Below are 24551 nucleotides of genomic sequence, written 5' to 3'. Positions count from 1 at the left end.
TATTTTAAAAAATGAAACAATATATTCCATTTCATCGTTACATAAATAAGAAAGTGAGAAAGAGAGGTAATTACTTATGCAGGAGTCAGATTTAATAAAAGCTGCGCAAGCTGGTGATATAGAAGCATTTCATCAGTTAATGAACCACTATTTACCAGTAGTTGAAAAGTTTGCTTACCAAATTGGTAATGAACTAAACGATATTGAGGATGTTACACAAGAAGTTTTTATTAGAGTTTACCGTTTTTTAAATCAATATTCAAAGGCGAAATTTACTACTTGGTTATACCAAATTACCCTTAATGTTACGAGAGATTTAAAGCGTAAAAATAAACGTAACAAAAATAAAGTGGAAAAAATGATGAACGAGAGAGTTGATTATTCCGAAGCACTAAATGACTCGCTGTTAGAGGATGAGGAAGCTCAGATGTTACACATTGCTATACAAAAGTTAAATGAAAAATATAAACTGCCATTAATTTTATATTACTTCCACGATAAAAAATATGATGAAATAGCTGATGTACTAAGTCTCAGACTCTCTACTGTAAAAACGAGATTAAAACGAGCAAAAGACAAACTAAAAGATATCTTAATGGACAACGAGGAGGTTATAAAAGATGTTCGAGGATAAGCGCCTAGAGAAGAAACTTCTCCATTTAAAACAAGAATACAACAATATAGATACAACAAGCGATTCAGAGAAAATTTTATACCATATTCTAAATGAAAGAGATCAACCGAAAAAAAAGCCAGTAAAGAAATATCCTTTTACGTATATTGCAAGTCTGGCAGCAGTTCTATTAATCGGAGTATTCGTTGGACTTTCTTCATTATTAGGTCAAGGCGGAAGTAAATCGAACGAAGTTAACGAATCTTTAGCATTAGATGCCTCACCAGAGAGTGCTGGAGAAGAATCTTATGATGGTCACTCTTCAGGAGGAACTAATGATGAGCAAGAGGAAAGTGATGGTGCTGACCAAGATAAAGGAATGAGTAAGGAAGAATTTATTAAAAAACAGGAAGAAGAGCAAACAAAGTATGAGGAAGAAAATAAAGCCTTCTATGAAGTTTTTCAAGATCAGCTCAATTCACTATATGATAAAGCAAGTAATTATCTAAGTATGCCTAAGGATAAACTTCATGATATATACTCTATGGATGTGGCAAAACAAATAATTGTTGAGAATTATCGTCATTCACAAGAGGAAAATAAATTCGAAATTACGAAGGAGAAACTAAATTCCTTTATTGGAAACACAAAATACATTTATGGCAATGATGTGTTTGGAAAAATGGAGTATGAGATACTAGATATTTACGATGCGTATAAAGATAGTGGCTATGACGATGAAGTATTAAGAGGGCTTGAGCCGTTTCAAGTGATGGCGTTATGGCTATATACTTCAGTTAATGGTGATGATGATATGCAATGGCATCTTTTGGTAAAAACAGGGAACCATCATTACCCATCAAGAGAAACATATTTAGAAGAATCTACGCCACCATCAGAAGAAATGAAGCAACAGCGGAGAGATTTTATAGAATCGATATACATGATGGAGCAAATTGTATTTACAGCTGAAAGTAATATTAGAGATAATGAAGAGACGGATACAGCTGATATAATTATGCATAGAAGCGAAAACTTTGCAGATCGTGAGAGTATGATTGGCTTCGCCTTAACTAAAAACGACAAAGGCATTTGGAAAGTAAACTTTATGCCAATGCAATAATTATTTGAAAGTCTAAAGTGATTGCTTCTAGCGATCATTTTAGACATTTTTTTTTGACATTAGCAATTTTATTTCATTAAATTCTTTAATTTGTTAATAATAAAAATGTGCCCAAAAAACCATGTTTTGCTATTAGAGTCTGACTGTGTTATAATTGATAACTGCGTGATAAAGATAAAATTCGGGAGTGTTACCATGTCTAAAATTGAAGTAGGATCTGTATTAGAAGGAAAAGTAACAGGTATCCAACCATATGGTGCTTTTGTTGCTTTAAACGAAGAAAAACAAGGCTTAGTTCATATTTCTGAAGTTGCTCATGGCTTCGTTAAAGATATTAATGAATATCTATCTGTTGGGCAAGAAGTACAAGTAAAAGTACTTTCTGTAGATGAAGAAAAAGGAAAAATTAGCTTATCAATCCGTGCTACACAAGAGGCTCCAGCTCAAGAAGCTCCAAAGCCACGTCGTGCACCTAAAGCTACTAAAACTTCTTCTTATTCAGCTGCATCTCAAACAGAAGCTGCTAGCGGTTTTAATACGCTAAAAGATAAGCTGCAAGATTGGATTGCACAATCAGACGATCGTCAATCTTTATTAAAGAAGTAATAGAAAAAACGTCCCGTTAAAGGACGTTTTTTTATTTTCCTAAAATTTATCTTATACCATCTGTTGCATGGCTTCTTTCGACTTCTTCTGATGGTTTAAATAATAAACCTAAGTTAATTAAACCAGCGATACCGACAAGTCCGTAGACGATGCGTGAAAGTGCAGCATCTTGACCGCCAAAGATCGCAGCTACTAAATCAAATTGAAAGAAACCAATTAATCCCCAGTTAATAGCACCTATAATTGTTAAAGCTAGAGCAAAACGTTGAATACCACTCATGATTGGGTCCCTCCTTAGAAGATTAATTTGCTCATTTCTATCTTTAGTAATTATTAAATGATTTATACAATTGAAATATTTTACCAAAGGGCAAAGTTTTGTCATAATAAATGAAAAAGCAAAGGGAAGTGACGACAATGAATTCATTTGAACAACATAATCCTACAAAATTAATTTTTGGAAAAGGTACATTAAGCAATTTATCGAAAGAAGTAGCACAGTACGGTAAAAAAATTTTACTCGTATATGGTGGAGGCAGTATTAAGCGAACAGGAATTTATGAAAATGTATTAAACGAGCTAAAAAAAATAAATGCAGAAGTACATGAATTAGCAGGAGTTGAACCAAACCCACGCTTATCTACAGTGGAAAAAGGTATTGCTATATGTAAAGAAAATGATATTGATTTTTTACTAGCTGTCGGTGGTGGAAGTGTTATTGATGCGACGAAAGCTATTGCGGTTGGAGCGAAGTTTGACGGAAATGTATGGGATATTATTACGAAAAAAGCAGTTGCAGAAGATGCATTGCCATTAGGAACAGTTTTAACGCTTGCAGCAACTGGTTCTGAAATGAATTCAGGCTCTGTTATTACTAATTGGGAAACACATGAAAAATATGGCTGGGGAACGCCTCACGTTTTTCCTAAATTCTCAATTTTAGACCCGACTCATACATTTTCTGTACCAAAAGATCAAACGATTTACGGGATAGTCGATATTATGAGTCATACGTTAGAGCTTTATTTCCACCATGTAGAGAACACACCTTTAAAAGATCGCTTTTGTGAGTCATTACTACAAACGATGATTGAAACAGGACCAAAGCTACTTGAAGATCTTGAAAGTTTTGACCATCGTGAAACAGTCATGATTTGTGGAACGGTTGCTTTAAACCAAACATTACTATTAGGGGCTTTAGGTGATTGGGCTACACATAACATTGAGCATTCGGTTTCTGCGGTGTATGATATTCCCCATGCTGGTGGTTTAGCAATCATCTTCCCTAACTGGATGGAACATGTCATTGATGAAAATGTGCCACGCTTTAAGCAATTAGCAACTCGAGTATTTGGAATTAACCCTGAAGGAAAAACAGATAAAGAAGTTGCTTTAGCAGGAATCGATGCTTTACGAACGTTTTGGAGCAGCTTAGGTGCACCAAAAACATTAGCTGATTATAACATTGATGATGAAAAGCTAGATGTTATGGTTGAAAAAGCGATGGCAAATGGACCATTTGGACGTTTTAAAGTATTAGAAAGCGATGATGTGAAACAAATACTTACTAAATCATTATAAGAAGAGGAGTTCTTCCTCTTCTTTTTTAAAGATGAGTTAAAAAGAGACAAATTATTTACATTAAATATTGCAATTGGTACATTAAGAAGATAAAACAATAATAGGAAGTGAAATAATGCAAAACAAACTAACATTTGATTACACAAAAGCTTTATCTTTCTTTGGAGAACACGAACTTACATATTTAAATGAAAAAGTTGAACAAGCACATAAGGCAATTCATGAAAAAACAGGAGCTGGAAACGACTATTTAGGTTGGGTTGATTTGCCAAGCAACTATGATCAAGATGAATTTACGAGAATTGAAAAAGCTGCTGAAAAGATTAAAAGTGATTCAGATGTATTGATCGTCATTGGAATTGGTGGTTCATACTTAGGGGCAAAATCAGCAATTGATCTTCTTAATAACACGTTTTACAATGAACTACCGAAAGAAAAGAGACAAGGTCCTCAAGTATTCTTTGCTGGAAATAATATTTCATCTACATACTTAAAGCATTTATTGGATCTAATCGAAGGAAAAGATGTTTCCGTTAATGTCATTTCCAAATCGGGAACGACGACAGAACCTGCAATTGCCTTCCGTATTTTTAGAAAACTATTAGAAGAGAAGTATGGAAAAGAAGAAGCACGTAAACGTATTTACGCTACAACAGATGCTTCTAAAGGAGCATTGAAACAATTAGCTTCTGAAGAAGGATATGAGACGTATATTATTCCAGATGATGTTGGAGGACGCTTCTCGGTATTAACAGCTGTAGGACTGCTTCCAATCGCTGTAAGCGGCATTAATATTCAAGAGGTAATGGAAGGAGCTCTTGCTGCAAGCAAAGACTTCAATAACCCTTCATTACATGAAAACGAAGCATATCAATATGCAGCTGTCCGTAACATCTTATATAGCAAAGGGAAAACAACAGAAATATTAGCAAACTACGAGCCGGCATTAACAGGCTTTTCTGAGTGGTGGAAACAGTTGTTTGGCGAAAGTGAAGGGAAAGACCAAAAAGGAATTTTTCCAGCATCTGTTAGCTTCTCAACGGATTTACATTCAATGGGGCAATATGTTCAAGATGGTCGACGTAACATTTTTGAAACAGTACTTAATGTTGAAAAAGTAGCGGAAGAAATCTTCATCGAAAAAGAAGATAGTGACTTAGATGGTCTTAATTATTTAGCAGGGGAAACTGTCGATTACGTGAACAAAAAAGCAATGCTCGGTACAATGCTTGCACATACAGATGGAAACGTTCCTAACTTAATCTTAAATATCCCTGAGCTTACGCCATATCACTACGGTTACATTGTTTATTTCTTTGAAAAAGCATGTGCAATGAGTGGGTATTTATTAGCTGTTAATCCATTTGATCAGCCTGGTGTCGAGGCATACAAAAAGAATATGTTTGCTTTACTTGGGAAACCAGGATTTGAAGAAGAAAAAGCAAAGCTTGAACAAAGATTAAAATAATTTTTTTGGAAATATGTTTTATAACATACATTTTCGGACATAATAAACAGGCAAGGTTAATTTGCAATTTTTTTAAGAATGCTAGGAGGCAACAAGAAAATGGAACGTGGAAAAGTAAAATGGTTTAACAGTGAAAAAGGTTTTGGATTTATTGAGCGCGAAGGTGGAGAAGACGTTTTCGTTCACTTCTCAGCTATCCAGAGTGATGGATTTAAATCGCTTGAAGAAGGCGAAGAAGTAACGTTTGAAATTGAAAATGGCCAAAGAGGTCCTCAAGCTACGAACGTATCGAAAGCTTAATAAATGAAAAAAAGACAGACTCGAATTTCGAGTCTGTTTTTATATTTCTTCGAAAGTTCTACGGAAGCCATAAAATTTTCGGAATTTATTTGCTTCATAATATGAGTGTGAAGTAGTGGAAGCTAGTAATTCCATGCGTGTTTTCGGATATAGGTTATGAACATAAGATAAAAGTTCAGTACCAATCTGCAACCCTCGATATTCTTTCTTTATTAATAATTCACAAATATATAAAGTAATATGACCATCAGTTAATCCGCGAACATAACCAATGAGTTCTTCATTACAAGTTACTACATACGTAATTGAAGAATTTGTCCAAGCGTGCCTCGTATCTGTCTGTTTTTCCACTAAGTTATTCCAACTTTCATCTTTATTAAGTTGGTGTATTTGTTCAAAGTCTGATTCTTTATACGAACGAATATTGATTTTTTTGTTATTGATTATTAGTTCCATCGTATTGGTTGTCTCCTTTACAAGAAAAGACGGTGCAAAAATCACACCGCCATTTGTTAAACAGCATTTACTTGTTTGCCTTGCTGCATTTCATACATTTGATAATACTTTCCACCATGCTCAAGAAGTTCATCATGTGTACCTCTTTCGACGATTTTCCCTTTATCAAGGACAAGAATTTGATCTGCGTTTTTAATCGTTGAAAGACGATGTGCGATAATAAATGTTGTTCGTCCTTTTTTCAACACTTCAAGTGCATCTTGAATGATAGCTTCTGTTTCTGTATCTATACTTGCTGTCGCTTCATCAAGGATTAAAATTGCTGGGTTAAAGGCAAGTGCTCGTGCAAAAGAGATGAGCTGACGTTGTCCAGCTGACAAAGTACTACCTTTTTCAATAACTGGTTCGTCATAACCTTTAGGTAATCGCTTTATAAAATCTTCTGCTCCAACATCTCGAAGGGCCTTTTCCATGATTTCTTTTGTAATGGAAGGATCTTGTAACGTTACATTTGAAGCAATCGTCCCAGTGAACAAAAACGGATCTTGCAGAACGATTCCCATATGCTTACGTAAATGTTGTTTTGGCATAGAAGTTACTTCTTTCCCATCAACCAAAATGGATCCTTTTTGTGGATCATAAAAACGAAATAGTAAGTTCATAATAGAACTTTTTCCTGATCCAGTATGACCTACTAAGGCAACTGTCTCTCCTTTTTTTGCTTCAAAGGAAATATTTTTTAAAACGTACTCATCGTCTTTATAGGCAAATGAAACGTTGTTAAAGGAAACATTTCCATCATACCTTGGCATCGTTCCTTCTTTGACATCTTCACCTTCAGCATCTAACAGTTCAAATACACGTTCTGAAGCAACGCGGGCCTGCTCTAACTGTGCTAATTGATTTACAACTTCTGTAACTGGTTGGAAAAGTCGGTTTAAATAATCAACGAAAGCGTATAATACACCGACTGAAATGATTGTTGTAGCTTCTAGTGATTTTCCACCGAAATACCAAATTAATGCGACGAAAGCGACATTTCGTAAGGCGAAAACTAAGTTATGAGATGTTAAAGCATTTAAATTTAGTAAACGATTTTGATACGAATAATGCTCATGATTTAATTTTTCGAACTCCTCCTTTGTTTCCTTTTTACGGAGGAAGGCATGGATGATTGGCATCCCTTGAATAGATTCATTTATTATTCCATTTAAATCACTTACACGTGTCCGAATCATGTGATTAAAATGTGATGCATATTTGCGATATAGAATAAACCAAATGATCATGATTGGGATTAATAACGTTGTAATTAAAGCTAGTTTTACATCAAGTAAAAATAGGGCGATATAAATCCCAGTCATATAAATCGTACTTGTAAAAAATGTTTCTAATACTTTTACGTAAAGCTCACGGATTGCTTCTGTATCATTCGTAATCCGGGCAACAATTTTACCGGCGGGGCGATTATCAAAATAATTGATTGGCACCCGTTGGATTTGTGCAAAAACATCTTTGCGCATTTTTTGAATTATGCGGTTTGCTGCAGTCTGGAGCAACACGGACTTTCCATATTGGAAAAACGATGCAAAGACTAGCAGCCCAACATAAATAGCAAGTAAGAAAATAATATTATCGATTTCCGGACGATAAAAATTAAAGAGCTCAGTTCCTGATAATTTTTCTGCTGAATATGTCGCCGTTTTTTCTCCTGAAGTTATCGTGATTTTTCCATTATCGTAACTTCTACTACCATCGAATTGTACCTTCTCATTAACAATGTAGTACGATCGTTTAACTTGTAAGATTTGAATGAGAGTTCCTTTTTCTTCACCAGCTAAAAAGCGATCGCCTCTTTTATACGTTGTTCCTTCATAAGTGACTGTATCACTGTCAGAGGAAGTTGTTTCGTACCACGGATTCTCAATTCCTAAAATATTATCGTCAATCATCTTCTTTGCAATAAAAGGACCTGTAAGCTCGGCTGCTACTGCTACAGTTAACATTAATAAAGCAATAATAATAATTGACTTAAAGTTAAGAGCATAGGCAAGAAGACGTTTACCTGTTTTTTGTGTATGGTTATTTTTACTCAATTAGTTCACCTCGCTGTTTGCTTCTGCTTGTTGCTTATCAAATTGTTCTTTATACCATCCGCCTTGTTTTAATAGTTCTTCATGTGTTCCTTTTTCAATTATTTTCCCTTGATCAAGAACAATAATAAGGTCAGAATGTTCCACTGCCGACAAACGATGTGCTGAAATGATCGTCGTTTTGTCTTTTCGTTCATGGCGAATGTTAGATATAATCGTTGCTTCTGTTTTTCCATCAACCGCACTCATGGCATCATCTAACATTAAAATTTCTGGATCTTTTATTAGTGCTCTTGCTATTGACACACGCTGTTTCTGTCCACCTGATAAAGCGACACCTTTTTCGCCAACTAAAGTATCAAGACCTTGTGGAAGTGTGTGTAAGTCGCTTTTGAAAGAGGCAAGATCAAGCGCATGATTGATATCTTCATCGTTACCATCTTTTTTACCGAATAAAATGTTTTCTCTAATCGTTCTAGAAAAGAGCATTTGTTCCTGAGGTACGTAGCCAACCCATCCATGTAGTTTATCTAAAGGAATTTTTTCCAAGTTCACATTGGAAATTGAAATTTCTCCTGTTCCTAGTGGGTATTCTCGTAATAGTTGTTTCAAAATTGTTGTCTTGCCACTGCCTGTTTTTCCAACAACACCTAATGTTTCTCCACGCTTTATTGTGAAGGAAACGTTTTGTAAGTTATCTGTCGTTGAAGAAGGATAGCGGAATGTAACATCTTTAAAAGCTATTGTTCCGGGCCTTTCGAGTATTATTGGTTCATCGATATCTTTAACATCAGCTTCATAAGACAATGTTTCATTTACTCTGTCTAATGATGCATTACCACGTTGCATGACATTTATTAGTTCACCAACTGCAAACATTGGCCAAATTAACATCCCTAAATAAACGTTAAATGATACTAACTCTCCTAATGTAACTTCGTTTTTAAATACGAGATATGCCCCATATCCTAAGCTAATAACATAACTTAAACCAACTAGTACTTTAATGGTTGGCTCAAATAAAGAATCTATTTTTGCAACATTGATGTTCTTTTTATAAACGTCCTCTGTCATATCAGCAAAACGTTGCTCATCTGCTTTTTCTTGCACGTAAGCACGATTTACTCGAACACCAGCTATTGACTCTAACACATTGTCATTCATATCTCCGAATGCATCTTGGGCAGCCGTGAAATGTTTATGAATTTTCTTACCGTAGCGATTCATTGCTATTGCCATTATCGGCATTGGAAGTAAGGCAGCAATTGTTAGCTTCCATGAAATTAAGAATCCCATTACGCCAATTAAAACGAACATAAATACAGTCGAGTCAATTAGAGTTAATATTCCAAACCCAGCTGTCATCGAGATTGCTTTTAAATCGTTCGTCGCTCTTGCCATTAAATCTCCGGTACGATTTTTTTCATAAAAAGTTGGTGTCATATTAAGTAAGTGCTTCATAAATCTTGAACGCATCAGTCTTTCGACTAGAAATGCACCGCCAAAAAGTTTGTACATCCACGTATACGTCACAAGATAACTTACAATAATTAAACCGCCAAAAAATAATAAAAGTTCCATTAACCTTTCTGGAGTAAGTCTTCCGAACTGAATATCATCAATCGCCATCCCGATAATCTTAGGTGGAATGACGTCTAAAAAACTGACAAAAATTAAAATACTAATTGCGATCGTGTAGCGCTTCCATTCTCTTTTGAAAAACCATGAAAGCTTTTTAAAAATAGTGAACAATGAAAATCCCCCTTTGCAAATCGTGTTGCTATTTTCTACTTAAATTCTGTTATTGGTTCAACACCTTAAATATAATCATGATCTAAAAAACCTCCTTTGTTATGTTTCACCTAAAAATGCATCGTTAGAACAGTTAACTTTTGAACACGCCATTTGCACAAAAAAAGGCATAGTGCAACGGATGCACTATGCCAAAATCTATCTAAAGACATAAAAATAGCGCAAGCCACGGACGTGACCTACGCTAATATAAACAATAGTTAGTTTACTGTAACGAATTCATAGGCGGGTCACATAAAGTATGATGTTGTACATTTAAAGCAATTTTTACATTGTACATGTGTGATACCCTCCTTTTCATAATTTCTATTAATTCCCTTTTAAGTTTAAAGCGGTTACATGGATACGTCAACCGTTTTTTGAAAATATTAGGTAAATTTATTTTTGTTTTCTCTAAATGGTTTATTTTATGCTTTTTGGAAACGATAAAGATAGGGAATATAAGGAGGATGATGTTCGATGATTGCTGTTTCTTCTCATTTAGAGAACATGGAATTTAAATTAATCGACTTAGAAAATCAGTTAAAGCCTTTAGGGTATGTAATAGGTGGAAACTGGGACTACGACCATGGTTATTTTGATTACAAATTGAGTGGAGAGGTCGGTTATCAGTTTGTTCGTTTACCATTCGAAGCGGTAGATGGATCAGTCGGGTCTGATGGATGTCGTGTCAAACTTGGAAAACCATTTTTACTATCTCATAAATATCAAAGAGGCTTAGACGATTATGCAGAAACGGGTACTTTTTCCGGAACGTTTAATCAGTTTTCAGAGCCGCAAGATCCAGATGCTGAATTTCCAAAGGAATTAATTGAGGAAGGGAAGCAACACATAAAAGAATTAGAGCAAATTTTACTTTAAACATATGAAAAAAGGCACATTCCTAAAAGAGAGGCAACGGAAAAGTTGCTTCTTTGACAACGAGCAGTATAGTCGGATACAAGCACTCGCTTTCCGCGGGCAACGCTTTAGCCTCCTCGGAAAAAGTACTTCCTGTGGGGTCTTCAGCTGTTGCTTTTCCCGCAGGAGTCTCGTGCCTTTAGCTTCAATCATCCGATAAAATTAATATTTTATATTTTGTAAAAAAGGCATAATCCCCTTATAAATTTATAAGGAATTATGCCTTTTTTCTTGTAAACTTTAGGTATTAAGCAACGCATTAATTATTTCACTTTTCTTAATAGCTAAGAAGCAAAAGCATAATTCTTGAAGACTTCGTCTCAAGTTTGTTACGATTTACTTAGAGAAATAATTCTCTACAATCCCCTTTTTTACCTTGTACATGTAGTTAATGTTCAATAAGGATAAAGCTATCATCCTTTTCGATGACAAAGGAAATTGATGGGTTAACATAGCATTCCTTACTACGTTTTATACCAATTAAAACTTTGTGTTCTCCTAAAAAATGGGCAGCAGCAACATGGAATGTTTTTCCGATCCATTTATCATCAATGGTTTGAAAGGAAAACTTGTCACCATGCAACTGATCAAGTAACAACATTACGATATCAGCCATACCGCGCTCTAACAGACTATTTGTCATCACATGACTTAAAAACATATTGCTTTCCATGACTTCGTCAGCACCTGCACGCCAAGCGTTATTTATTTGATCCGTCGTTAATATTTCGGTAATGGCATAGATATTTGGATGAATCCCTTTAGCTGCAATTAAGGTTAAAACTGAATGCATGTCAGCTTGGAGTTCATTTTTGTTTTGATCTGCAGTAATTAAAAGCGTGCTTGCGAATGTAATATTAGCTTGTCGCAGTGTTTTATCTTGCGTTGAATCGCCTTTAATAAAATGGACCTTATTAGAATGGATAGGGTTATTTTTCACTGTACCATCTATTAGAACAATAGATATATTTTTCGCTTTTGTTTGTATGTGTTGAATAATATTTTTGGTTCTAGTATTCCAACCAACGATAATAATGTGATTTTTTCCATTAAAAGTCATTTGGCCATCCCGAGCTGCATTTTGTGCCTCAATGACATGTTTTGAAAGCTGTGCCATGTAAAATGTTACAAAACCGGCTCCAGCTAAAATAAGAAATACTGCAAGCACTTTTCCTAAAGGTGATTGAGGAACAAGATCACCGTAACCAACAGTAGATGTTGTTACAATAGCCCACCATAACCCATCAAAAATAGTTGGAAACACTTCAGGCTCAATCAGATGGGCTAAACTGCCAAATATGAAAAGTACCCCCATAATAATGATTAATAAGCGAATAACTACATGTAAGCGAAAAAAGCTGGCTAGCATATTGGAAATACTCATTCGGCCATTCCCCCTGCGAACTTCTCATATCATTATTTCCATTGCTGGCATCTGTAAACATGAAAATAGCAAAGGAGAGATTTGAATGAAATTTTCTAAAAATATGATGATTACTGGTGTACATACAATCTTGGCGATTGCTGAGCTAGTATTAGGATTTAGAATTATATTAAAGTTATTTGGTGCAAATGAAAATGCACCTTTTGTCAATTGGGTTTACCAAACAAGTGAACCGCTACTATATCCATTTAAAGGGATCTTTCCATCTCCAAAATTAGATGGGTCTTTTGTGCTTGAGTTCTCAGCACTGTTCGCTTTACTTGTGTATAGTTTGCTGGCATTTGCAATTACGCAAATTATTGAAAAGTTTAATAGCTAGTAGATTGATAAATTACTAAGAAAATATCTGGTAATAGTCGGATGAGTTAAATAATGTCAAGGAGCTTCCTAATTGTAGGAAGCTTTTTTTATTTGCTTAGCTTCAGCTTTTCTTATTTTTTTTCTGCCTAGTTATAAAAAGGAAAATAAGTCCATAAATTAAATATGTAATACTTTCGAAATAGTTTCATATAGAGTAAAGGGGCACTATTATGACCGACTTTTTTATTAATTTGTTACGTATTCTAGTTTTTGTTTCATTAGTTGCAACTACAGTGGATCTTTATAAAAAGGCTAAGGAAATTAAAAATAAAAAGAATACAAAAGTTAAGGGGAAAAAGTGATTTTTACTCCTCTTCCTAATTACTTCACTTCTAAGGTTAACTTCACTCTTCTCAACACTTTTATATCCACTTCATATGTCTTTCCATACGCTTTAATTAAACGAAGAATAGAGGTGAATAAATGCACATAATTCCCGATAATGCCCAACATATTGGAGCAAGAAAACTACAAGAAGATGCCTTTCGTTTTTCAATTTTTGACGATGAAGAAATGATTCAAAAAAGAGGTCATTTAGCAATAATAGCTGATGGCATGGGTGGTTTATCACATGGACAAGATGTTAGTGCAATTGCAGTTCAAACTTTCTTAGAAAGTTTTCAAGACGTAACTAAAGTAGGAACGATACCACAACTTTTATATGGGGCATTAGTCGAAGCGAATATCGCTGTAAATAAATTTGCCAAAAAGGAAAATTTACAACAACAAATTGGTACGACTTTAATTGCAACAACCATTCACAACAACGAACTTTATTGGATTTCAGTAGGGGACAGTAGAATCTATTTGTTACGAAATAACGTATTAACACAATTAACAGAAGATCACGTCTACGAAAAAGAACTATTTAATGAATTGAAAAATGAGCAAATAACTAGAGAGCAAATACAATTACATCCACAAAAAGATGCATTAACAAGCTTTATCGGCTTAGAAAATCTTAGTTTAGTAGATTACAATATTAAACCACTTCAACTACAGGCTGGAGATAAAGTGTTGCTATGTAGTGATGGATTATATGGATTTTTAGACGAAAGAGAAATGAAAGATATATTATTAAACGCTGAGGAAAATACGTGTCAAAAGCTCGTGTCTGCTGTGTTAGAAAAAAACCATCCGTATCAAGATAATGTCACTGTTGCATTGCTTACGTTTAAGAAAGAAATTAGTAAGACAGAAAGGCTCCCACCACCAAAAGAACAACTACCAAATCAAAATAAGAAGAAAACCAGAAAAGTTCTTTTATCTTTATCACTCATTTTTTTACTTTCTGTAGGAGGGTATTTTATTTACGATTTGTACATGAAAGACAACAACAGAATAAATTTTCATTGGAATCTATTTAATAAAAGTAATGAGTAGGAGGAAAGAAGGTGTGTAGGATGTGGAAAAGAAAAACGAAGGTGGTCATATTATTTGTAAGTATTTTTGTTATTAGCATATTTACGCCTTTAGTTTCACAGGCGATTAGTACCGACGAAATGCAATCTAGTACGGTTTTAATTACTTGCGGGGATCTAACTACTGGAAACATAGGCATTGGTACAGGGTTTGTTATTGGAAACTCAGACCATGTCGTGACAAACCATCATGTCATTGCTTGTGGGCAAGGGCAACCGGTGCATGTCATTTTATCACCAGAAGAAGTAATCCCTGTCACAGTTATCTGGGCCTCTGATGTAAAAGATTTAGCAGTATTAAAAACGCCAACAAAGTTAAATCGTCCAGCGGTAACATTTACGAGAGAAAAAGATGTTGAGGTGGCTGATACTGTTTTCGTTATGGGGTTCCCTGGAGCCGCGGCAGAGTCATTTTTAGATAATGAAACGTTAACGACAGTGAAAGTTTCTAAAGGAATCATTAGTGCTAAAGTTCGAACAAAAGAAGGGGTAGCTTTATATCAAACAGATGCACCGATTAATCCTGGAAACTCAGGTGGACCACTCTTCACAGAAAGCGGAGCGGTCATTGGTATAAATAGTATGGCTTCACTTGTTATGGGAGTAATTATTGATGAGAATGGTCAACAAATTGAAGACCGTGTTCGTAAAGGAGATAATATCGGTTGGTCGATTCAAGCGGATGAACTTTTAGTGGAACTTGATAAATTAGGAATTGATTACAAAGTAGAAGGAAGAAATATACCTTCAACAGGAGGATCTACTTTATTAGATAAGTTAACGTTTATTTTAGTAATTATGGCTGTCATTTTAGCTGGAGTGGCATTGCTATTATCGTTAACAAAAAAAGGTCGTGTCATCGTAAAAAATGTGAGCCGTCGCGTCATGCCAAACATGAACCAATCGTCTCAGCATGCGCCTATTGCTAATAAGAAAGAGTGCATCCCAATTTTACTGGGAGTTACTGGTCCTTATTCAGGTCAAACATTCACAGTCCTTCAGTCCATTACGATCGGAAGGAATCCAGAAACAAGTCAGTTAATTATTAACTCGCCCAATATTAGCAGTACGCATTGTTCGATCACGTTTGATGAAGCGGTGCAACAACTCTTTATTATTGATCATGGGTCGACAAATGGCACGTTCCTTAATGGGCAAAGGCTTTCACCTAACAATAAAACGAAGATTCATGCAGGACAAAAATTTTTCTTAGGTAGTCCAGAAGTAATGTTTGAAGTTCGATTGGAGCAATAACATGAAATTTGATACATTCGCGTTGACAATGACAGGTGGAAGAATGGTAAACGAAGACGCTTGTGGCTCATTTGAAGAAGGAAGCAGGTATCTTTGGGTAGTGGCTGATGGTTTAGGTGGTCACCGTGGTGGAGAAATAGCAGCTAAACGTTCTGTCGAGTTAATGATTGAGAAATTTAAGGGGAATTTTGAAGTAAGTGAAGAGGCTATTCAAACGTGTTTTGCTTATGCAAATACTCAAATACGAAAGGAACAACAAGAAAATATTACATTAAATCAGATGAAAGCTACTGCAGTTGCCCTTTGTACAAATATTGAGAAGACAGTGATTTCTCATATCGGTGACACGCGGTGTTATTACTTTAAGCAAGGAAAAATAGTTTCTCAGACGATCGATCATAGTGTTGTTCAAGTGCTAGCCAACAATAGAGAGATTGCGAAAGAGGAAATTCGTTTCCACGAAGATCGCAATAAAGTTCTCCGCTCCATTGGAAAAGAGGATATCTGTCGACCAACAACGATTTCTCTTGAAAGTCGACTAGAAAATGGGGATGCTTTTTTACTTTGTAGTGACGGTTTTTGGGAATACGTTTATGAAGAAGAAATGGAAGTAGACTTTTTGAAAGCTGATACACCTGAAAAATGGCTAGAAATGATGGAAGGCAGATTGTTAAAAAGGGCAACTGGAAATTACGACAATTACACAGCAATAGCAATATTTTGCAAAGAGTAAAAGCTAAATGAGGTGACCAATCGTGGAGTTAATACAAGCAGTTTTCATGTTCTTCCTTACATTAATCTTCTCAATCGGTTTATATTGTGCCGTTGTTTACTGTTTGTTTCGGTTAGGGAAAAAATTTGGAGTTGGGACGTTTTGGGAATACATGATTCCTTTTTATAACATTTATTTAGTCCATAAAATGACTCGCCTGCCAACGCACTATTTATTAATCATTTTAATCCCATTTGTCGGTTCCTTCATTTACGGTGTGTACGCATTCGGAAAGATTGCTGAAAGGTTAGGAAAAGACTTTTGGTTGTATGGAATTGGAACAATTTTAATTGGAGTACCATTATTTTTTATGGCTTTCGACAAATCAATGCCGCTTGAAAATGCTCCTAAACAAACTAGGAACGTGCAAAATAACAATTACAATTTAGTAGGGTCTACCTCATTTTTAATAGGGAAAAGTGGTAGTTACCAAGATGCCGTTATTCCTATTCCGAGCGAGGGGATTATTATAGGCAGAGATGCGGCTGTGGCCAATATTATTATAGATTCACCAAGCGTATCTAAGTCACATACTAGAATTTCGTTGCACCCTACAAATTATAAGCTTGTAATTGTCGAAGACTTACAATCTACGAATGGAACTTTTTATATGAATAGTGCTCACCATCAATGGACATCAATACTTAGCTCTCAAGAGTTTTCCAACGATAGCGCAACAAAAATTAAAATTGGAAACATGGAAGAGCAACAAATTTTTGAAATATCAGCAGGTAATTAATGATGACAACGTTGGAAGAAAGATGCCCTGCCTGTTTTGCGAATTTAGATGGTACGCTATTAAATTGTGAGAAATGTGGTCCAGTTTCAAAACTAGAAAAAAAGGTACAACGAAATCATCTCCCATTAAGAACGGTTATTGAAAATAAGTATGTCATTGGTAAAGTACTAGGGCAAGGTGGATTTGGTATTACGTATGCTGCCTGGGATATAAACAATCAAATTATAGTAGCACTGAAAGAATACTTTCCGATGGATATTTCTAGTAGAAATGATAAGCATGAGGTGAGTATCAGGAAAGAGCATGTCGAAGTGTACGAATATGGCTTAAATCGTTTTCTTGATGAAGCGAAAGCACTGGCAACTTTTAATCGAAATCCCGGTATTGTAGCTGTGTATGATTACTTTTTTTCTAATCATACTGCATATATGGCAATGCAATATTTAGAAGGTAAAACGTGGTTAGATCTTCTTAAAGAGAGAAAAAAGATGCCAGTAGAAGAAGCAATGGCAATTTTACTACCTGTGTTGGATACGTTAAGAGCAGTTCATGAAGTAGGCATGCTACATCGAGATATAAGTCCTGACAACATAGTAATCTTACCCAATCGTCAAGTGAAATTAATCGATTTTGGTGCTGCGAGATATGCGATGAAGCAAAAACAACAACCTTTTTCGATTGTATTTAAACAAGGCTATACACCAGAAGAGCAGTATCGTGGCAAGGGAAAAATAGGACCTTGGACAGATCTCTATGCCTTAGCAGCAACATTTTATCGAGCGATTACTGGAAAAATCCCTGTGGATGCAATGAATAGATTAGAGAAGGATACATTGCTTCCGCCTTCTAAACTTGGCGTAGTGATTGGTAAGAATATGGAAAGTGCTTTAATGCGTTGTTTAGAAGTCCGTGGGGAAAACCGTTATCAATCTGTCTCTGAGTGGAAAAAAGCTTTATTGATCCCAGACGTGCAACAAAACAATACAAATGAAATCCATATAAACAAACTACCAACTTGGGGATGGCTCATTATTATGATAACAGTCATTATTTTTCTAAAAATAATTTTATAAAACGATGAATATATGAAAAGGAGAGGTTTTATTATGAGTATGGTTCAATGTGCAAGTGGTCATTTCTATAATCCTTCTGTAAACGCATCATGCCCACACTGTCAAAATCAAAGTAGTAATCATGGGAAAACATCTGGAATTACACCTCCACAGCAAAGTAGTTTTCAAAGTATGAATGCACAAAAAACAGTCGGTCAACCAAACGTCCAAGGCGCAGAAATTACAGGTGGGAAACCAATAGTTCGTCCACCATCGGATGAAGGGAAAACGGTAGGGCTTTTTGTGAAAAAAGAAGGAATAGACCCAGTTGTCGGTTGGTTTGTTTGTATTGAAGGAAAAGATCGAGGGCAAGATTACCGCATTCATACAGAAAAAAACACCATTGGTCGTTCAGCGAGCAATGATATACAAATATCAGGAGACGATACGATTTCACGAGATAATCATGCTACTGTTGTTTATGATCCGAAAAAGAAAGATTTTCGCCTTCTTGCTGGAGGTGGCCGTGGGATCGTTTATGTTAATGATGAAGCGGTTGATTACTCAACACCATTAAAAAAAGGCGACATTATTGAATTAGGTGAATCGAAAATAATGTTCGTACCATTATGTGGTAGTGATTTTGATTGGTAAACGGCAGATATGAAAGGTCCGTTTTCGGCAGAATACTTTTTTCATTCTTACTAGTTTTTATGCTACTTGTTCCTTATGGGGAAGTGTTAGCGAATAGTGCGCCGATAAATCAACCCGAACCAACTGGAGTGCTAATTCCGAAAAAAGATACTCCAATCATCGTACAAGAGGAAAAATTACAGTTCGTCTTACAGGATGGATTTGCACCTGCAGAAGTTACTGTGGAATATACCTTTTATAATCCTACAAATGAAGTTGTTGAAGAAATTCTAGCTTTTCCATTTCATTCATTCGGCAATGGAGAAAACATTCAAATTTCAATTGATGGCGAGCTATTATCAGATGAAATGATTGAAATAGAGCAAGAGCGAGAGCGTTATGAGGATTTCTTAAAAGAATTTGGTGCGAATGGATATACGTATATTGATCCGATCACAGGAAGCAAAAATAAAGATTGGAAAAATTACGACATGATTGAATTATCGACGATAGCAACATTCCCAGTTATTTTTCCACCAGCTTCCAAAGTAATCGTTCGTCTTCAATATAAACAGTCATTTGGGATGGATGATCATCAATATATTAATGATGTTTATATTTACGAATATTTGCTCCAACCAGCAACTGTCTGGAAAGAGTTTCATAATCTATCAATTAATATTCTCGTTCCGAAAGATTCATATTTTGCTTCGAACTTAAACTTTACCATCAATAATCATTTAGTACCTTCTTCCAAGACGTTTGATAAAAATAAATATGACATATATTCCGCAACTTATGCGACCTTACCCGACGAAAACTTAACGTTTTCTTACATGAGCAAAAAGGGGCTAATCGGCAATATTGTAGATAAATCAAGTTACGATTTCATTGCTTTTTTATTTTTATTCTTTATTGCGACACTTTTGCTGCTTTTAGTCGTTTACTTGATGACCCGTGTTAATAAATGGTGGATTCACTGGTTAATTGGTCCAATTGCTTCCGTGTTTTCTGTAAGTTTTATTGTTCTTTTTACCTATTTAATTTTTGTGGAACTTTTCCCGATATTTGCAAATGGAGAATGGCTAGGAGGTTATGGATTTATCATTACGTATCTTCTCCTTGTTCTGTACATTGCAATAATGTACTTTCCGTATGTGTTCATTGCTTTATTCATTAAGAAAAGACGTAATAAATAAAAGCGCTCTCTGGTAGAAGGGGTGATGGGATGAGCGAGATAAATAATTTTTGCATGGGGTGTATGTTCAAAAAAGGATCTGATAAAGTCTGCTCGAACTGTGGCTGGGAAGAAGGTACAATGCCTGAATCACCGCAACATTTGGTGCCAGGCACCGTTTTACAAGAAAAATATATTGTTGGACGTGTTTTAGGCCAAGGCGGTTTTGGAATTACGTATTTAGGCTGGGATCTTCATTTAGATATGAAACTAGCAATCAAGGAATATATGCCAAAAGATTTTGCTACTAGAAGTGCTGGGGAAGAAGAGGTAACTTTCTACACTGGTTACGTAAAGTCTCAATTTAATAGTGGGATGGATAAATTTTTGGAAGAAGCAAAAATAATTGCTAAGTATAATAACCACCCTGGAATTGTATCTGTTCGAGACTTTTTCAAAGCGAACGGAACGGCTTATTTAGTGATGTATTATTTAGAAGGGGTCGATTTAAAAAACTATCTTTCACAATTTGGTGGGAAACTGCCTTTTGACCAAGCGTTAGCAATAATGACTCCTGTTATGGATGCGCTAGCAACCGTTCATAAAGATGGAATTTTACATCGTGATATTAGTCCAGATAACATATATATTACGATGCAAGGAGAAGTAAAGCTGCTTGACTTCGGGGCTGCTAGACATGCCATGAATAATAACAATAAGAGTATGTCCGTCATACTAAAACCTGGCTATGCCCCGGAAGAGCAATATCGAAGTCGCGGAAATCAAGGACCGTGGACAGATATTTACGGACTTGCGGCAACGTTTTATCGAGTATTAACAGGTAATGTTCCCCCTGAATCGTTGGACAGATTAGAGGAAGAGACATTACAACTACCATCAAGATTAGGAGTGAAAATCCCCCATCATGCTGAACTAGCCCTACAAAAAGCACTATCAGTAAAAGCAGCTAATCGTTATCAAACGATGGAAGCCTTTCAACAAGCATTACTTTCAGGTGATAGTCACGTTCACAAAACGGTGGCAATGCAATCTTCCTTCACAAATGAAGGGCAACATCGAACAGTTGCTCATAGTGAATTCGGTCAACAATTCCAGCAAACTAACAAGAAGAAAAAAGGGAAATTATTCCTAGGTGTAGTACTTGCATGTTTCTTGCTATTATTTTCTGCTACTGGTGCAATTGCCTATTATTTATGGAGTGATAAAAAGCCTGTTGCGAGTAATGATATACCTCCTACTAATAATGATCCTGATCCAAACCCTGCTGTAGAAGAACCAGACCAAAATGACACACCAGATAAGCCTGCAATCGATAATAGCGTTCAAGTTAGTGTGCCGTTACTTTACAATTTGGAAGAGCAACAAGCAATTACAATTTTGCAACAAGCAGGTCTAACTGTTGGTCAAATTATTTATGAAGAAAACTTAATTACAAAGTCAGGAAGGGTATTTTCCCAATCGATAGAACCAGAACAAAAACTTGGAAAGAATAGTCCAGTCGACCTTTATGTAAATAAAGGGGTAGAACTTCCAGTAGATGTTAATACCATTTACACAGAGCAGATGAACATCATTAATCAATATTCAAATGATGGAATTACGTTAGCAAATCAAGGACAAAGCGAAGCGGCTCTAAGAAAATATATTCAAGCCAGAGAAATGGCAAAAATACTTTATCACTATAATGGGAGCATTGATGCGCGTATTGCAGAAGGATATTTGGCAAACTTAATGGCAGCAGTAAAAGCTGACTTGAACTTCACTTATTATTCACTAGAAGACAGTGTCGATAGTGTTACTATTTTTGAAGAATTAATTAATCGAAATGGATATGACGATAATGAAATTTTGAGTGAAGTGTACGGAAATTTATCTTGGTATCAACTGTTGAATAATTTGCCGAAAGATTCAATCTCCTCTAGTGAAAAGGCGTATCAATATGATGTTACAAACAAAATTGTCCAATTGAATTTAGCACATGGATTCTTATTAACAGATCAATTCAAGAGTGCGTTTTCATGGTATCGCTATTTAAAAGATTTTGATTATAATGGGCAGCGAATGTCAGATGTAATTGCAGATGATTTTATAACGTTAAAAGAAGCTGGCTACACACACCCAGATATTGATGTCATTGATCAAATTGTTTTAGGAAATATTGCAGATAAATCGGATGAAGCGGAAATAGAAAGAACGATTTATTTTTTAATGTTAGCGGAGTTAGCGGAAGATTTTGATGGCTGTATGAGCACGTTCTCATTGCAAGCAGGATCAAAGCAATATAATAGTATTTTTGATTATTATAAAGGAATATTTGAGGCATATGAATTTAGTGAGGTAGTCGTAAATAGCATAACCATTGATGAAATAAATGGGAACGAAGCGAGAGCAACGGTTTCTAAAAGTTTTAAATATAAAGATGCCAATCAAAGCTATGATGAAACAGTCTCATTTAGCTTTACTTTTATAAAAACATACGAGTCATTACCTTGGAAAATGACAGGATTCCAAGTGGTGCAATAGTTGCAATTAGAGGAATACAAAGATAGGTAAAGAAGTGTTACTTATAGCGGAAAATAATAAGGGGGATAATGATGGGGATTTTTAATGGAATGCTTGGGAATGCATCTGAAGTAAATATTGAAGATGTAACACGTGAGTATGGAAATATACTAGCTACAAATGAAAGAGTGGAAAAGGCGTACAAATTAATTCGAGACATGTTTATATTTACAGATAAACGGTTAGTGTTAGTTGATAAACAAGGGCTAACAGGTAAGAAAACAGAATATCATTCGATTCCATATAAAAATATAACGCATTTTAGTATTGAGACAGCGGGTAGCTTTGATTTAGATGCAGAATTAAAGATTTGGATATCTGGTAGTAGTACTCCTTTGCAAAAACAATTTAATAAAAACTTAAATATTTATGAACTGCAAAAAGTATTAGCAGATTATGTATTAAAGTAATATTAACAAGGGGCTGTTTAGAAAGTCAGTAAAAACTGATTTTCTGAACAGCCCTTTGCACATTTAAATATGTTGCTACACAGTTAAATTCACTCCCTCATCCCCTGTGCATAGGAGAACAACAAGCCTTCTTTTGATGGAAAATATTCCTCACTTGACTTTCATAAAAATCATACTATAATTAAAACCATGTATTCCGATAAAGTAGGTATGAATTAAAAAGGGTGAGCATATGTTTATAAACATAAAAGACTTAAATAAACAATTTTCGAATAAAGAGAAAGTCACTGTAGATATATTAAAAAACATTAATGTAACGATAGAAAAAGGTGAGTTCGTTTCCATTCTTGGTCCTTCGGGATGTGGAAAGTCGACGTTATTAAATATTGTCGCCGGTCTTACTACGACAACTGCCGGTGTGGTAACTGTTGGCGGCAAAACGATTACGAAACCTGGGAAGGATCGAGGTATGGTCTTTCAACAAGCAGCACTTTTTCCATGGTTAAACGTTTTGGATAATGTCATGTTTCCATTAAAAAAAGAAATGAATAATAAAAAAGCGAAAGAAAAAGCACTTCATTATTTGCGAATGGTCCAACTATCAAACTACCTTTCTCACTATCCGCATGAATTGTCTGGTGGGATGCAGCAACGTGTTGCAATAGCTAGAGCACTTGCAATGGACCCGGAAGTACTTTTAATGGATGAACCGTTTGGCGCATTAGACGAACAAACGCGCTCATTATTACACGATCAACTGGAACGTATTTGGATTGAAACGAAGAAAACCGTACTATTTGTAACACATAGTATTACGGAATCTATTAAACTTTCAGATCGAATTCTCGTGATGGCAACGAGACCTGGTATGGTTTTAGAAGATATCAAGGTCGATATTCCAAGGCCAAGGAAAAAGGCAGAAATGGTTGCGCTCGAGGAACATATTATGAGCTTTTTAAAAACAGAAATCGACAAAGTAGCAAGTGAGGAATTAAAATATGACTCCAACAATTAAAAGGCTAATATTTTTTACAATAGTAATAGCTTTATGGGAAAGTGGTTTCCGTCTAAATCTTTGGAACTCCGTTTTCTTTCCCGGAGCTTCACAAGTCTTAGATTCGTTAGTGACCGGTTTTCAAGATAAAACATTAATTTATGCGTTAGAAGCCAGTTTTCAACGCTTATTATTAGGACTTGGAATTGCATTAATTTTAGGAACTAGTTTAGGTATATTATTGGCAAAATCGAAAACAGCAGATGACACACTAGGATCATTAATTTTAGCTTTTCAAAGTGTCCCAAGTATTGTCTGGCTTCCACTTGCGGCACTATGGTTTGGTTTAAATACAACGGCAATAATTTTTATCGTAGTTTTAGGTGGGACATTTGTAATGACCCTCAATATCCGTACTGGTGTAAAAAATGTTTCACCTCTTTATATAAGAGCGGCACAAACGATGGGAGTTAAGGGAATTGACTTATTTATTCGTGTTATTTTTCCAGCCTCCATTCCATATGTCGTAACAGGAGCAAGACTTGCTTGGGCATTCGCGTGGCGTGCATTAATGGCCGGTGAATTATTAAGCACAGGTCCTGGGCTAGGCTACACATTACGTTTTGCATCAGATTACAACAATATGGCTCTTGTAGTTGGAGTAATGATTATTATCGGAGTAATCGGTGCAATTGCCGATCAACTTGTCTTTCAACGTATCGAAAAGTCCGTCATGAAGCGATGGGGCTTAAATTCATAA

Annotated in this window: 24 protein-coding genes; 19 read left to right on the top strand and 5 right to left on the bottom strand. The window is 35.5% G+C overall.

Going from position 1 to position 24551, the window contains the following annotated elements; translation table 11 throughout:
* Positions 1-76: 76 nt before the first annotated feature.
* The 3 genes from CIB95_RS13895 (at position 77) to yugI (ending at position 2342) form a co-directional block, all read left to right on the top strand.
* Positions 77-634 carry an RNA polymerase sigma factor gene (locus tag CIB95_RS13895; RefSeq protein ID WP_094926141.1) on the top strand — a complete coding sequence of 186 codons (558 nt, stop codon included), beginning with the start codon at positions 77-79 and terminating at the stop codon, positions 632-634.
* The gene (locus tag CIB95_RS13890) at positions 621-1736 is read left to right on the top strand and encodes a hypothetical protein (protein WP_094926139.1); all 1116 of its coding nucleotides are present in this window, start codon (positions 621-623) and stop codon (positions 1734-1736) included. The genes CIB95_RS13895 and CIB95_RS13890 overlap by 14 nt, the downstream gene beginning before the upstream one ends.
* Before the next feature lie 195 nt (positions 1737-1931).
* Positions 1932-2342 (top strand): S1 domain-containing post-transcriptional regulator GSP13, encoded by a 411-nt coding sequence (gene yugI, locus CIB95_RS13885; protein ID WP_094926138.1) that lies wholly within the window; start codon positions 1932-1934, stop codon positions 2340-2342.
* A gap of 46 nt (positions 2343-2388) precedes the next feature.
* Here yugI and CIB95_RS13880 read toward each other — a convergent pair whose 3' ends face one another.
* Positions 2389-2622, bottom strand: a complete 234-nt coding sequence (locus CIB95_RS13880; protein WP_094926136.1) for a DUF378 domain-containing protein — start codon at positions 2620-2622, stop codon at positions 2389-2391.
* A gap of 137 nt (positions 2623-2759) precedes the next feature.
* Here CIB95_RS13880 and CIB95_RS13875 point away from each other — a divergent pair, with 137 nt between their 5' ends.
* From CIB95_RS13875 to CIB95_RS13865, 3 genes are all read left to right on the top strand, one after another.
* Entirely contained in the window at positions 2760-3923 is a 1164-nt protein-coding gene (locus CIB95_RS13875; protein WP_094926135.1) for an iron-containing alcohol dehydrogenase, read from the top strand.
* 115 nt (positions 3924-4038) lie between these two features.
* Entirely contained in the window at positions 4039-5391 is a 1353-nt protein-coding gene (locus tag CIB95_RS13870) for a glucose-6-phosphate isomerase (protein ID WP_094926133.1), read from the top strand.
* A 99-nt stretch (positions 5392-5490) separates the two neighbouring features.
* The gene (locus CIB95_RS13865) at positions 5491-5691 is read left to right on the top strand and encodes a cold-shock protein (RefSeq protein ID WP_094926132.1); all 201 of its coding nucleotides are present in this window, start codon (positions 5491-5493) and stop codon (positions 5689-5691) included.
* Positions 5692-5730: 39 nt separating this feature from the next.
* Here the strand turns inward: CIB95_RS13865 and CIB95_RS13860 are convergent, their stop codons facing one another.
* The 3 genes from CIB95_RS13860 to CIB95_RS13850 are packed head-to-tail and all read right to left on the bottom strand — an operon-like array spanning position 5731 to position 9992.
* Positions 5731-6147: a GNAT family N-acetyltransferase gene (locus tag CIB95_RS13860; RefSeq protein ID WP_094926130.1), complete on the bottom strand. Its 417-nt coding sequence runs from the start codon at positions 6145-6147 to the stop codon at positions 5731-5733.
* A 56-nt stretch (positions 6148-6203) separates the two neighbouring features.
* Entirely contained in the window at positions 6204-8243 is a 2040-nt protein-coding gene (locus CIB95_RS13855) for an ABC transporter ATP-binding protein (RefSeq protein WP_233144147.1), read from the bottom strand.
* Positions 8244-9992 (bottom strand): ABC transporter ATP-binding protein, encoded by a 1749-nt coding sequence (locus tag CIB95_RS13850; protein ID WP_094926114.1) that lies wholly within the window; start codon positions 9990-9992, stop codon positions 8244-8246.
* Positions 9993-10511: 519 nt separating this feature from the next.
* Between CIB95_RS13850 and CIB95_RS13845 the strand changes: the two genes are divergently transcribed.
* Positions 10512-10913, top strand: a complete 402-nt coding sequence (locus tag CIB95_RS13845; protein ID WP_094926112.1) for a YugN-like family protein — start codon at positions 10512-10514, stop codon at positions 10911-10913.
* Between the two features lie 427 nt (positions 10914-11340).
* On the opposite strand, the gene CIB95_RS13840 is transcribed toward CIB95_RS13845, so the two are convergent.
* A complete protein-coding gene (locus tag CIB95_RS13840; RefSeq protein ID WP_094926110.1) occupies positions 11341-12336 on the bottom strand; it encodes a potassium channel family protein in 996 nt (331 codons plus the stop codon).
* Positions 12337-12421: 85 nt separating this feature from the next.
* Between CIB95_RS13840 and CIB95_RS13835 the strand changes: the two genes are divergently transcribed.
* From CIB95_RS13835 to CIB95_RS13780, 12 genes are all read left to right on the top strand, one after another.
* On the top strand, positions 12422-12715 hold the full coding sequence (locus CIB95_RS13835; protein WP_094926108.1) for a YggT family protein: 294 nt from the start codon (positions 12422-12424) through the stop codon (positions 12713-12715).
* A gap of 464 nt (positions 12716-13179) precedes the next feature.
* Positions 13180-14139: a PP2C family protein-serine/threonine phosphatase gene (locus tag CIB95_RS13830; RefSeq protein WP_094926106.1), complete on the top strand. Its 960-nt coding sequence runs from the start codon at positions 13180-13182 to the stop codon at positions 14137-14139.
* 20 nt (positions 14140-14159) lie between these two features.
* Positions 14160-15431: a trypsin-like peptidase domain-containing protein gene (locus CIB95_RS13825; protein WP_142296518.1), complete on the top strand. Its 1272-nt coding sequence runs from the start codon at positions 14160-14162 to the stop codon at positions 15429-15431.
* A gap of 1 nt (position 15432) precedes the next feature.
* The gene (locus CIB95_RS13820; protein ID WP_094926103.1) at positions 15433-16164 is read left to right on the top strand and encodes a PP2C family protein-serine/threonine phosphatase; all 732 of its coding nucleotides are present in this window, start codon (positions 15433-15435) and stop codon (positions 16162-16164) included.
* Positions 16165-16186: 22 nt separating this feature from the next.
* Positions 16187-16942: an FHA domain-containing protein gene (locus tag CIB95_RS13815; RefSeq protein WP_094926101.1), complete on the top strand. Its 756-nt coding sequence runs from the start codon at positions 16187-16189 to the stop codon at positions 16940-16942.
* Positions 16942-18015, top strand: coding sequence for a serine/threonine protein kinase (locus CIB95_RS13810; RefSeq protein WP_094926100.1), 1074 nt, complete (start codon positions 16942-16944; stop codon positions 18013-18015). The genes CIB95_RS13815 and CIB95_RS13810 overlap by 1 nt, the downstream gene beginning before the upstream one ends.
* 33 nt (positions 18016-18048) lie before the next feature.
* Entirely contained in the window at positions 18049-18648 is a 600-nt protein-coding gene (locus CIB95_RS13805; protein ID WP_158217644.1) for an FHA domain-containing protein, read from the top strand.
* The gene (locus CIB95_RS13800; protein WP_094926097.1) at positions 18642-19826 is read left to right on the top strand and encodes a hypothetical protein; all 1185 of its coding nucleotides are present in this window, start codon (positions 18642-18644) and stop codon (positions 19824-19826) included. Before CIB95_RS13805 ends, CIB95_RS13800 begins: the two co-directional genes overlap by 7 nt.
* 62 nt (positions 19827-19888) lie before the next feature.
* A complete protein-coding gene (locus CIB95_RS13795) occupies positions 19889-22348 on the top strand; it encodes a serine/threonine protein kinase (RefSeq protein ID WP_233144146.1) in 2460 nt (819 codons plus the stop codon).
* Between the two features lie 71 nt (positions 22349-22419).
* Positions 22420-22797, top strand: a complete 378-nt coding sequence (locus CIB95_RS13790) for a PH domain-containing protein (RefSeq protein WP_094926094.1) — start codon at positions 22420-22422, stop codon at positions 22795-22797.
* A gap of 232 nt (positions 22798-23029) precedes the next feature.
* A complete protein-coding gene (locus CIB95_RS13785; protein ID WP_094926092.1) occupies positions 23030-23812 on the top strand; it encodes an ABC transporter ATP-binding protein in 783 nt (260 codons plus the stop codon).
* Entirely contained in the window at positions 23796-24551 is a 756-nt protein-coding gene (locus tag CIB95_RS13780) for an ABC transporter permease (protein ID WP_094926091.1), read from the top strand. Before CIB95_RS13785 ends, CIB95_RS13780 begins: the two co-directional genes overlap by 17 nt.

Source organism: Lottiidibacillus patelloidae (genome assembly GCF_002262935.1).
Taxonomy (GTDB): Bacteria; Bacillota; Bacilli; order Bacillales; family SA5d-4; genus Lottiidibacillus; species Lottiidibacillus patelloidae.
Note: the sequence above shows the minus strand (reverse complement) of the source record. Positions and strands in the feature narration are given on the sequence as shown.

What these genes read in the sequence shown, in the direction of transcription:
- CIB95_RS13895 (WP_094926141.1), top strand. Translation starts at nt 77, where the DNA reads ATGCAGGAGTCAGATTTAATAAAAGCTGCGCAAGCTGGTGATATAGAA.
- CIB95_RS13890 (WP_094926139.1), top strand. Translation starts at nt 621, where the DNA reads ATGTTCGAGGATAAGCGCCTAGAGAAGAAACTTCTCCATTTAAAACAA.
- yugI (WP_094926138.1), top strand. Translation starts at nt 1,932, where the DNA reads ATGTCTAAAATTGAAGTAGGATCTGTATTAGAAGGAAAAGTAACAGGT.
- CIB95_RS13880 (WP_094926136.1), bottom strand. Translation starts at nt 2,622, where the DNA reads ATGAGTGGTATTCAACGTTTTGCTCTAGCTTTAACAATTATAGGTGCT.
- CIB95_RS13875 (WP_094926135.1), top strand. Translation starts at nt 2,760, where the DNA reads ATGAATTCATTTGAACAACATAATCCTACAAAATTAATTTTTGGAAAA.
- CIB95_RS13870 (WP_094926133.1), top strand. Translation starts at nt 4,039, where the DNA reads ATGCAAAACAAACTAACATTTGATTACACAAAAGCTTTATCTTTCTTT.
- CIB95_RS13865 (WP_094926132.1), top strand. Translation starts at nt 5,491, where the DNA reads ATGGAACGTGGAAAAGTAAAATGGTTTAACAGTGAAAAAGGTTTTGGA.
- CIB95_RS13860 (WP_094926130.1), bottom strand. Translation starts at nt 6,147, where the DNA reads ATGGAACTAATAATCAATAACAAAAAAATCAATATTCGTTCGTATAAA.
- CIB95_RS13845 (WP_094926112.1), top strand. Translation starts at nt 10,512, where the DNA reads ATGATTGCTGTTTCTTCTCATTTAGAGAACATGGAATTTAAATTAATC.
- CIB95_RS13840 (WP_094926110.1), bottom strand. Translation starts at nt 12,336, where the DNA reads ATGAGTATTTCCAATATGCTAGCCAGCTTTTTTCGCTTACATGTAGTT.
- CIB95_RS13835 (WP_094926108.1), top strand. Translation starts at nt 12,422, where the DNA reads ATGAAATTTTCTAAAAATATGATGATTACTGGTGTACATACAATCTTG.
- CIB95_RS13830 (WP_094926106.1), top strand. Translation starts at nt 13,180, where the DNA reads ATGCACATAATTCCCGATAATGCCCAACATATTGGAGCAAGAAAACTA.
- CIB95_RS13825 (WP_142296518.1), top strand. Translation starts at nt 14,160, where the DNA reads ATGTGGAAAAGAAAAACGAAGGTGGTCATATTATTTGTAAGTATTTTT.
- CIB95_RS13820 (WP_094926103.1), top strand. Translation starts at nt 15,433, where the DNA reads ATGAAATTTGATACATTCGCGTTGACAATGACAGGTGGAAGAATGGTA.
- CIB95_RS13810 (WP_094926100.1), top strand. Translation starts at nt 16,942, where the DNA reads ATGATGACAACGTTGGAAGAAAGATGCCCTGCCTGTTTTGCGAATTTA.
- CIB95_RS13805 (WP_158217644.1), top strand. Translation starts at nt 18,049, where the DNA reads ATGAGTATGGTTCAATGTGCAAGTGGTCATTTCTATAATCCTTCTGTA.
- CIB95_RS13795 (WP_233144146.1), top strand. Translation starts at nt 19,889, where the DNA reads ATGTTCAAAAAAGGATCTGATAAAGTCTGCTCGAACTGTGGCTGGGAA.
- CIB95_RS13790 (WP_094926094.1), top strand. Translation starts at nt 22,420, where the DNA reads ATGGGGATTTTTAATGGAATGCTTGGGAATGCATCTGAAGTAAATATT.
- CIB95_RS13785 (WP_094926092.1), top strand. Translation starts at nt 23,030, where the DNA reads ATGTTTATAAACATAAAAGACTTAAATAAACAATTTTCGAATAAAGAG.
- CIB95_RS13780 (WP_094926091.1), top strand. Translation starts at nt 23,796, where the DNA reads ATGACTCCAACAATTAAAAGGCTAATATTTTTTACAATAGTAATAGCT.